The organism is Craterilacuibacter sp., from assembly GCF_051659485.1.
GTDB lineage: Bacteria > Pseudomonadota > Gammaproteobacteria > Burkholderiales > Chromobacteriaceae > Craterilacuibacter.
On record NZ_JBOFOO010000139.1, the window covers coordinates 1 to 1,027 of the forward strand.

Here is a 1,027-nt window from a genome sequence, read left to right on the forward strand (position 1 = left end):
CGGTAGAGCAGATTGTGGAAAAATGGTTTGCCGAGGTGGATCAGGACATAGATGGCACCGAGGACGCAGCGCCACGCTAAAACGACAACAGGCCGGAGTATCCGGCCTGTCTGTGATCACTCAAGCCCCGGCACCTGCCCGGGGCTTTCTTTATCTTGCGAGGGCAAGCATCAGAAGTTGTACTTCACCGTGTAGATCATGGCATTCTGATAACCCGTTACACCCAGTTTCTGATCAGAATAACGGTATTGAACACCCGTAGTCAGTGCCTTATTGACATTCCACCACAAGGCTACCGCACCATTATTAGCTGTTTTGCCGCCTTTCACCTCAGCACCAGCAGCATCAAACATATTCAAATAGCGGTCTTTGCGCGCAAATTCGGTTTCATGCCACTGCGTCGCCATGAACGACTGGCCGAAGGCGGTAAAATTGTAGCCTGCCACATAACCGGCCATCCAGCCGTTGAAGTGTGCGCCTACACCCGACTTCAGCTCCTGATGTGCACCAATAAACGGCTTGATCCAGAAGTTGCCCTGGCTCCAGCTAGTACCCAGACCCAGTACGCGGTTCTGGTTGAAGAAACCATTGTGCTCTCGCGAGTCGTAAATCTGGCCATATAGCTGCACCGGCATGCCGGCAACTTCAGCTACATTGAAACGTGTTGAAACTTTAGCCGCATAACGACGGTTATCTTTGCTGTCTGCTTCCTTAGCATCATGCCCCGGATTTTCGATATCAAAGAAACCATAGGCTTCGCCCCAGTTGCCGCCAAAGCCGCCTTCCAGTTCGAGGAAGGAAAAATCCTTCTTGCCAGCAAAACCTGCTTCAGTGCGCGCTTCGGTGCCATTGGACCAGTCCAGCCAGTTGACACTGACGTTCTTGAAAGACCAGTCATTGGAAGCAAGGGCAGCCGGGGCGGCCAATGCACAGCCCAGCGCGATAAGGGAGCGAATAGACATTGAATATCCTGTAAGCAGAAAGAAAACCACGCGGAATCCGTGCGTGAAGCGCGCAGAATATAGCT

1 protein-coding gene is annotated in these 1,027 nt (G+C 52.4%); it reads right to left on the reverse strand.

Annotated features, from left to right (window positions below; translation table 11 throughout):
- Positions 1 to 170: 170 nt before the first annotated feature.
- A complete protein-coding gene (locus ACRC1E_RS04800; RefSeq protein ID WP_438513970.1) occupies positions 171 to 962 on the reverse strand; it encodes an outer membrane protein OmpK in 792 nt (263 codons plus the stop codon).
- Between the last annotated feature and the right edge of the window lie 65 nt (positions 963 to 1,027).

What these genes read in the sequence shown, in the direction of transcription:
- ACRC1E_RS04800 (WP_438513970.1), bottom strand. Translation starts at nt 962, where the DNA reads ATGTCTATTCGCTCCCTTATCGCGCTGGGCTGTGCATTGGCCGCCCCG.